This is a genomic window from Prevotella sp. C561, assembly GCF_000224595.1.
Taxonomy (GTDB): Bacteria; Bacteroidota; Bacteroidia; order Bacteroidales; family Bacteroidaceae; genus Prevotella; species Prevotella jejuni.
On the sequence record NZ_JH114145.1, the window covers coordinates 187,418 to 196,628 of the forward strand.

At 39.6% G+C, this 9,211-nt stretch carries 6 protein-coding genes and 1 pseudogene; 6 read left to right on the forward strand and 1 reads right to left on the reverse strand.

Going from position 1 to position 9,211, the window contains the following annotated elements; all coding sequences use genetic code 11:
* Positions 1–286: helix-turn-helix domain-containing protein (locus HMPREF0666_RS08555; RefSeq protein WP_009012008.1), on the reverse strand; the 286-nt coding region annotated here is incomplete at its 3' end.
* Positions 287–1,602: 1,316 nt separating this feature from the next.
* Between HMPREF0666_RS08555 and tssD the strand changes: the two genes are divergently transcribed.
* The 6 genes and pseudogenes from tssD (at position 1,603) to HMPREF0666_RS08590 (ending at position 9,190) form a co-directional block, all read left to right on the forward strand.
* A complete protein-coding gene (gene tssD / locus HMPREF0666_RS08560; protein WP_004384141.1) occupies positions 1,603–2,001 on the forward strand; it encodes a type VI secretion system tube protein TssD in 399 nt (132 codons plus the stop codon).
* 182 nt (positions 2,002–2,183) lie between these two features.
* Positions 2,184–3,704: pseudogene (locus HMPREF0666_RS08565) on the forward strand (type VI secretion system Vgr family protein); the annotation flags it as partial.
* 1,746 nt (positions 3,705–5,450) lie between these two features.
* Positions 5,451–5,975, forward strand: a complete 525-nt coding sequence (locus HMPREF0666_RS08570; protein ID WP_232214085.1) for a hypothetical protein — start codon at positions 5,451–5,453, stop codon at positions 5,973–5,975.
* A gap of 195 nt (positions 5,976–6,170) precedes the next feature.
* On the forward strand, positions 6,171–6,515 hold the full coding sequence (locus HMPREF0666_RS08575) for a DUF4280 domain-containing protein (RefSeq protein ID WP_009012013.1): 345 nt from the start codon (positions 6,171–6,173) through the stop codon (positions 6,513–6,515).
* Between the two features lie 21 nt (positions 6,516–6,536).
* A complete protein-coding gene (locus tag HMPREF0666_RS18670) occupies positions 6,537–8,693 on the forward strand; it encodes a phage baseplate assembly protein V (protein ID WP_369750547.1) in 2,157 nt (718 codons plus the stop codon).
* 92 nt (positions 8,694–8,785) lie between these two features.
* The gene (locus HMPREF0666_RS08590; RefSeq protein WP_232214086.1) at positions 8,786–9,190 is read left to right on the forward strand and encodes a hypothetical protein; all 405 of its coding nucleotides are present in this window, start codon (positions 8,786–8,788) and stop codon (positions 9,188–9,190) included.
* The last annotated feature ends 21 nt before the right edge of the window (positions 9,191–9,211 follow it).

Consider the following 9,211-nt stretch of genomic DNA (forward strand, 5'->3'; position numbering starts at 1 on the left):
ATATTTGTTCTGGAGACCATTGCTCAGTAATAAGAAGGCGCTTCGCCTCTTCCATGACATCCTTGTCGACTGAACGATTGCCTGGCTTTCTGCGCCTTGTTTGTACTGCATTTGCTTGGGCAGTTTCCCAATTATAGTGTCTTCGGACTCCGCTATTACGTCTTATTTCACGAGACACTGTACTTGCACTTACATTTATCGCCTTGGCAATATCTTTTTGTTTCGTTCTATTTTGGAGTAGCACAGAAATTGTGTACCTTTGCTCCGAGGTTAATTGTTTGTACATTGCAATGCAAAATTAATTAATCTTTGGGAGACAGAGGTCTCCCTTTCTTATTTTTATGCATTGCTTGTTGATTTTCTTCTCATGGGGGCTTCTCGCCCCCAAACCCCTCGGTGTTTTCAGGTATAGATTATTAAGCTACACCAGCACTTGGGATTGCAGTTCTATGTTGAACTTGCGCCCTTATCAATCTTCTTCTACGGGTAGTATTATCCCGCTTCTCCCCTATCGTCCTTATTTACCCCATGAGTCTTATTAGCCCTATAAAGGTAGCCTCCCCTCCTGTCACTCTGCGCATGATGCAAAGAATAGAATGTGAGTTTATCTCTATAAGACTGCTGATAAAAGGGGATGAAATGCTAAATATACTGACAGAGAATGTAAAGATATTTCACCAACCATTCTCTCTTTCATCCGAGAAGAGGCCGAATTTAAGTCAAGAAGAGGCCTAACAACGATAAAGAATATGCCCCTCTTGCACATAGAAGACGCCCTTCTTTGGGCAAGAAGGGCGTCTTTTCTAACGCGATTTATAACATATTGATTTATTGCATATTACGAACTTGTTTTTAAGGGATATCATACAACCACATAGAGCATACTTAGCTCTTCACGGTGTAATACTTTCTTACTCTTTTACAAACTCTTCTGTCCCGTAGAACGAAAGGTTTTGAATGACACTCGTGAGGCAGAAAGAACCTTTTAGAGTTACTTACTAGAGTTTCCCACCCTAACAAATAGATAGAAAATAACAGTTTGTCGAATTTGCGACTCTCCGTACTGTCCTTTTCTCTATGTGACATTTCATCAGAGACTTAAGCTTAGGCGAGTCATTATTAGTCCAAATTTCTAAAGAACTCCAAAAATGGTATGGACTATACTAAACAACTATCAACATAGAACTACGAATTACACAAATTGCACGAAGACGGAGGGTACAGAAGGAAAAACACTTTTAATGTTCTCAGACATAATGACAGGAAGAGACCGAAAGCTCTTACGTAGACAGAAGGACATAATGACAAAGAGTGGATGAGGGGCAGAATGAAGATGGCTTTGAATGTGTATAAGATATTAAACCTTTGTTATTTAGTGTTGTATCAATTGCTTTTATGAAATTATATGATTACTTTTAACAACGAAAATGACAACAGATTGCAAATCTTCCTCTTCTTCCAAAGAGCAAGACTGTTTTACAGCCACACGCAGAGGAGACTTCAAAACGTTGTTAGGGGTTTTCTCTTTTTTGTTTCTCATACGTGAGGGAAATTAAGATGACCTCGTTTTCTTTTTTTCTAACTACTTTAAAATTATCTATCATGAGTTCATTTAGAGCAACATTGGAATTAGGTGGCAAGGAGTACGACGTACTCTATTCTAACTACGAGTTCAGTCGTACCACTGACAAGAAGGGTCAGCCTGCATCAAGTATCTCTGGTGGTCGTATCAGCGTCACTATCGAGTCTACTGATGACACTTCTACTATCGAGGCTATGCTCAACAGTCAGTTCAAACCTGTTGAAGGTAAGATTGTTTACAAGAAGAGTGAGGAGGATGCTAAGATGAAGGAGATTTCTTTCAAGAATGCTTACATCGTTCACTACAAGGAGACACTCGACGTAAACAACGAGGCACCGATGACCATCGCTATGACCTTCTCTGCTGAGAATATCACCGTGGGTAATGCCGAGCTCGACAACCGCTGGCCTCGTTCATAGGTCTAAGAAACTTAAGGACTATGTCGGGCTACGTGCTTGACATGGTCCTTTTAGCTTTCTATTTAGGTCTCACCGCAGTAGGACATACCCATAAGCTGCAGAGATCGTCACCTTATTTATATATAGGGAACAAATCTTATCAAATCGCTTTTCAGCCTTAATTACCTCAAAAAATATATTCAATGGCAATACCTTTTAATCCCATCTCCATCACTATAGGAAAGGATGGACTTTCTTCTTTCAAATCACTTCGTATCGACCAAAGTACTGGTGCACATCATCACTTTGACCTCACGGTTGACCTTGAGTCGGGAGGTAACAGACAGGTGCATAACATCAGTAGCAGTAAAGAGTGGCTCGGCAAAGATATCATAGTGAAGGCTGCGAACAAACCATTCTTCTGTGGCATAGTGACAAATATTGAGTTGCATCGCGATGGCAGCGATTTCGGGTGTATACAGGTGTCTGGCTACTCCTCTACTTATCGTATGGAGACGGCACCGAGCTGTTACTCATGGAACGATAGGTCGATTGGCGATGTCGTAAAGAGTCTGTGCAGTGATGGTAAGGTGCAATTGGCATTGAATGCGGCACACAAGAAACAGTTGGATTACATCTGCCAATACGAGGAATCTGACTTCGATTTCGTTCGTCGTCTCGCCTTGCAGTATCAGGAATGGATGTATTATGATGGTCTGAAACTTGTCTTCGGTAAACCAAGACGATTGCCAGACCCTATCAAGATGGAATTTGGTACGTCACTAAGTTCCCTTAATATCGGTCTACAAACATTAGCTCGTCCAGAACAGGTGTTTACGTTCCATTCTGGTGCAAACCGTGAGATGGACCGCAAGACGCCCGATAAGGCTTACGGACACGACAGAATGGCGGGTGATGCGTTCCGTGCTGCGCTTCCCTCCTACCCTAAGGCGGCTCGCCAGTACTCCATACAGCGTGTCAGCTCTATCGATGATCTTGAGAATTATGTACTCCTAAAACAAGCAGCCGAGACGGCTGAAACACATTATGTTACAGCCGAAAGCCAGGACCCAAGACTACACGTGGGTTCGGTGATTAGCTTGTATAGTTCTTTCTTAAAGGGAGTTGGCAATCTCTCCCAAGAGAGCTTAGGCGATTTTATCATCATCGAGATGACCCATGAAGTGAGCGAGAGCTGTTATTACAAAAACCGTTTCAAAGCCATTCCTGGTACTGTAATGAGTCTGCCAAATCCAAAGGTTGAAATGCCTCTGGCTGAAACACAAATGGCGACGGTGCTAAGCAATGCCGACCCACATGGAGCGGGTCGTGTGCAGGTGCGCATGAATTGGCAGACCGACAACATGCGAACAAGTTGGGTGCGTGTGATGACACCAGATGGTGGTGGCAGCAAAGACGTAAAGAGCAACCGTGGCTTCGTTTTCATCCCAGAGGTAGGCGACCAAGTCCTCCTCGGTTTCCGCCATGGAGACCCTGCAAGACCATACGTTATGGGTAGCCTCTTTAACGGAACAACTGGTAACGGTGGAGGTTCAAATAATAGTGTTAAAAGTCTTAAAACACGTAGTGGTATTTCTGTTATCCTGAATGATGATAATAAGTCACTTGAGATAAAAGATGCAGGTGGGAGCTCCATTCATTTGGATGGAAATGGAAATATCTTGCTTAACGCCCCTAAGAACATACAGCTCCATGCTGGTAATGATATGTCCTTAATGGTAGGTCACGACCTACAAGTTAATGTTGGAAACTCTCAAACAACGAACATTGGTAATATGATGCTGACCAATGTAATGCAGAAGATATTGATAAACACTCCATTCATGCAGCAGCTTGTTGCAGACTTCTTCCACACACAAGCAGGAAAGGCATTGCTCAACTCTCAGAAGCAAATAAAGATTGAGGCTCCGGAGACGAATGTAGTTGGCGAGCAGGAACTTTTTATACATTCTGCAAACAAGACGGTGGTGAATTCACAAGGTACAATGGAGATGCGTGGAGAGCAGGGTATGCACGAACTGAATACGGCAAAAGAATATGAAACAGTAAAAAAGGAAATAGGTACAAAGGTATGTGTACAGTTTAGAACATCAGAAAGTTATAGCGGCGAGTTTGGCTTTGACTGGGTACGTTTTGCAGACTCGGGGAGAACTGGAGATATAGAGGAAAACCGCTACGACAAGATAATCGGTACTTGTGAGGGAGAAGGTAAAAAATTCAAACAAGACACGGGCAGATATAAGCAATTCCTATTTGAATATAAGCATCAGTATATAATTCCTTGGAAGAAGAAAGAGGCAGAATCTGCTATGTCAGCAGTTACTTCGGAAGCAACCGGGGATGCTGCTACAAAGAAGCCGGATTATCTCTATGTAGTACCTGTGATGACTTTATTAAAAGATCAATGTGCTGATTTGACCTTGAATATCGATGTTCATATAAAAGCTCAACGGTTAGAATATGAGTATGATAAGGATTTTTTTACTTTGAATCAAAGTTCTGCACCTATTCTTGATATCGGTCATTATCCATCGGCTGATGACCTTTCTATAACGTGTAATAAGGAGTTTTCGGAAGATAAGGAGATATGTCTTTATGCTTATGACGAACAGGGCAATAAATCGCTGGCAGGTAAATTAATTGTAAAGGCCAATGATGACAAGCATCGGTATGCCTTGGATGTGGTAATGGTTAATGTGAAAACTTGTATTAAGGATGATAATTTATCATCTCCACCCTCTAACCCCTTTCGCAAAATTACTTTGCAGAAATATTTTTCTCAATGTTATATAGATACCAATATAGAAGAATGTGAGCTTGATTTGACAACTCCAGATCGGAAAGAGGCTTTCCTTGCCTATACTGATAAAGAATTATTAAAAAGGGAAGATTTAAGTAACTTGAAAATATATGATTATTTGACAAGTGTGCTAAATAGTAATTCATATACGGCAAAGTATGCTTCTTATTATAAAATATATTTAATAAATGAGGATGCTGATGGAGATTCGTCTTTATATGGACGTGCCCGTGATATATGCTCTGAGGAAGTAATCGTGTTGGCTCCGGGTCTTGATGATACCACCTGTGCACATGAACTTTTTCATGCTTTAGGGTTATACCATTCGTTTAGTGAGTTAAACCAACACACTTTTGAAAAATATAAAACGGACAATATTATGGACTATTCTGATGTTGGAACAGAAAAAATACCAGTGATAGCCACATGGCAGTTCCAATGGAACATTCTTCATGAGAACTTACCGACGGTAGCACAGTGGAAAATAATGAAGAGAAAGGAAGAAAAGAAGAAGAGAAAAATCAACAAATAACAAAAAAATCACAAGAGGATGGTAAGGCAAATAATGATTTCATTGACAACGCTTATGATAATAAGCAGTTGCAAAGCACAGAATACAGATAGTAATAATATTAAAAAGAATAAGAATATGGAAAGGACAACAGAGAGGTTTGACACATCTACCTATTATATGGAAAGGCAAGGGCATGATTATCAATTTGAGAATTACTTGCGAGGTAAAGTGAGGCAGTTTGGAGGTGATAATGGCTCTGATTTCGTTGAATATGCAAGGAAAGAAAAATCGCTCTTTGGTACTTATAAAGAGTATCATAATAAGACACGGACTCTCAAAAAAGTAGGACAATATTATTATAATGAATTTAATATTGGTATTTGGAAAGTATATGATGAAAATGGCTATTTAATAGAAACAATAGATAAAGATGCCCCTTATAAGAACTATCCATGGGAAAAGGTGGAGAAGTTTGTCAAAGAAGAATTGAAACTGGATTTGTTTGATAAAAAAGTCTCTATCAATCGTTATTTGAGTAAACATAGTAAAATCCCTATATGGCGAATTCGGTGGCAAGTTGGCGTTAAGGTATATACAATTAAAATAAATGCTAATACCGGCAAGATAATTAATCAAGTAGAAGGGGAGGTAGAGAAATAGAACGGGATAGTTTACAGCGTCTTATTGTAAAGAAGTTGTTTCAAGAAAATAATAGTGCTACCTTTAGGGCTTGATGATGCAATCTGTACGTATGGATTATTAATCACAAGGTAGGACAAAATATAGTTTCTATTAAAATGAATGCTAATACTGAAGAAGTTATAAAGAAAGGTACAAATCCTATAATAAAGTAGAATGGTGAAAATTGTAACTAATGGTGCTTTAATGTGTTGTACTTTAGGAACAGAACAAGCCAAGTTGACAGTTCTTAGTCAAAGTTTCCGAAGTATTTCGGGAGAATTGGTAGCTACAGAGGAGGATAAAAGTGGTTTAGATAATATCTCCAGTTTTGGAGTTTGCAAATGTAGTTCTCCGAATCCTCCTTGTATTCCACAGCCACAAGGCTGGCAGCAAACAACACAGAAAGACAGTATCAATGGGATGAAAAAACTGACGGAGCAGTCATTCTGTATGTGTGCTAAAGGAGGAAGAATATCATTCGTTGATACAGGAAGTAATTCTTTTGTTGAAAGTGAATAAAAGTACTCATGCTCTACCTTTATGATGCTTTGTAGATGTCTTTATACCGATAAACTGCGTATGTCACTGGGTGAAACGCAGATGGCAACGGTGCTAAGCAATGCCGACCCACATGGAGCAGGTCGTGTGCAGGTGCGTATGAATTGGCAGACCGATAACATGCGAACAAGTTGGGTGCGTGTGATGACACCAGATGGTGGTGGCAGCAAAGACGTAAAGAGCAACCACGGCTTCGTTTTCATCCCAGAGGTAGGCGACCAAGTCCTCCTCGGCTTCCGCCATGGTGACCCTGCCCGCCCCTACGTCATGGGTAGCCTGTTTAATGGAACAACAGGTAACGGTGGAGGGTCAAATAATAGTATTAAAAGTCTTAAGACACGTAGTGGCATTTCCGTCATCCTCAACGATGATAATAGGTCACTTGAAATAAAAGATACAGGTGGTAGCTCCATTCATTTGGATGGAAATGGAAATATCTTGCTTAACGCCCCTAAGAACATACAGCTCCATGCTGGTAATGATATGTCCTTAATGGTAGGTCACGACCTACAAGTTAATGTTGGAAACTCTCAAACAACGAACATTGGTAATATGCTGCTGACCAATGTGATGCAGAAGATATTGGTAAACACACCCTTCATGCAGCAGCTTGTTGCAGACTTCTTCCACACACAGGCAGGAAAGGCATTGCTCAACTCTCAGAATCAAATAAAGATCGAGGCTCCAGAGACGAATGTTGTTGGCGAGCAGGAACTTTTTATACATTCAGCAAACAAAACGGTGGTGAATTCACAAGGTACGATGGAGATGCGTGGAGAGCAGGGTATGCACGAACTGAATACAGCTAAAGAATATGAAACAGTAAAAGAGGAAATAGGAACAAAGGTATGTGTACAGTTTAGAACATCAGAAAGTTATAGCGGCGAGTTTGGCTTTGACTGGGTACGTTTTGCAGACACAAAGAGAACTGGAGATATAGAGGAAAACCGCTACGACAAGATAATCGGTTCTTGTAAGGGAGAAGGGAAAAACTTCAAACAAAAAACCAACAAATACTATAAGTTCCTATTCGAATACAAGCAACAGTATATCATACCTTGGAAGAAAAAAGAAGCAGAAGCCGCTAAAGCAGCTACTCTTAACACAGGGACTAATGACGGTAAAAAATCAACAGACTATCTCTATGTAGTACCAGTGATGACTCTGAGACAAGGCAATTCTGCCAATTTGGTTTTGAACATAGACGTTAATGAGAAAGCCAAATCATTTAAATACGAATATGACACAGAACTCTTTTCTTTGAACAAGACAACTGTAAAAATATGTGATAAGGGCTCTTACAAAGGTGAGAACGGAGACACATTGAGAATAACGTGCAAGAAAGAGTTCTCGGAAGACAAGGAGATATGTCTTTATGCTTATGATGAGCAGGAGAATAAATCGCTGGCAGGTAAATTAATTGTAAAAGCTAACGATGAGAAGCATCGGTATGCCTTGGATGTGGTAATGGTGAGGGTGAAAACAGCTCTATATGCAGAAGGAAAAAGCTTAGGTAATATTCCTCCTAAGGATCCTTCTCGTAAAATAATATTGGATAAATATTTTTCTCAATGTTATATAGATGCAAATATAGAGGAATGTGAGCTTGATTTGACAACTCCAGATCGGAAAGAGGCTTTCCTTGCCTATACAGAAGGAGGCTATCTGAAGGGGAAGGAGTTGCCCGCTGAGGTATTTGAATACCTCACGAAGACATTTAATGAAGACAACATAACATCAAAATATAAGGAGTATCACAAAATATTTTTTCTTAACGAAAAGAATGAAGATGAAAGCTTATATGGACAAGCCAGGAAAATTTGCTCTAAGGAAGTCGTTGTATTAGCACCAGGCTTGCATGATACCACCTGCGCACATGAGCTATTTCATGCATTGGGATTATACCATTCATTTAGTGACTTAAACCAACACACTTTTGAAAAATATAAAACGGACAATATTATGGACTATTCTGATGTTGGAACAGAAAAAATACCAGTGATAGCTACATGGCAGTTCCAATGGAACATTCTTCAAGAGAACTTACCGACGGTAGAACAGTGGAAAGAGAATAAGAGAAAGAGAGAGGAAAAGAAAAACAAATCAACAAATAATGAAAAAGTAATAAAAAGATGGTAAGGCAAATCATAATTTCATTGGCAACGCTTATGATAATAAGCAGTTGCAAAGCACAGAATACAGATAATAATAATATTAAAAAGAATAAGAATATGGAAAGGACAACAGAGAGATTTGACACATCTACCTATTATATGGAAAGACAAGGACATGAATATCAATTTGAGCATTACTTGCGAGGTAAAGTGCGGCAGTTTGGAGGTGATAATGGCTCTAATTATATAGAATATGCCAGAAAAGACAACAGCCTATTTGGAACGTGTAAGGAGTATTACAATAAAACGGGAACTCTAAAGTTAGTGGGAAAATATTATTATAATAGATTTAATGCGGGCATCTGGAAAGAGTATGATGAGAATGGTTATTTAATAGATGAATACGACCAAGATGCCCCTTATAAAAACTATCCATGGGAAAAAGTGGAGAAGTTTGTAAAGGAAGAGTTAAAGCTGGATTTATTCGATAAGAATGTTTCTATAAGGCGAATATGTAAGTGATAAAACCAATAATACCAGTAT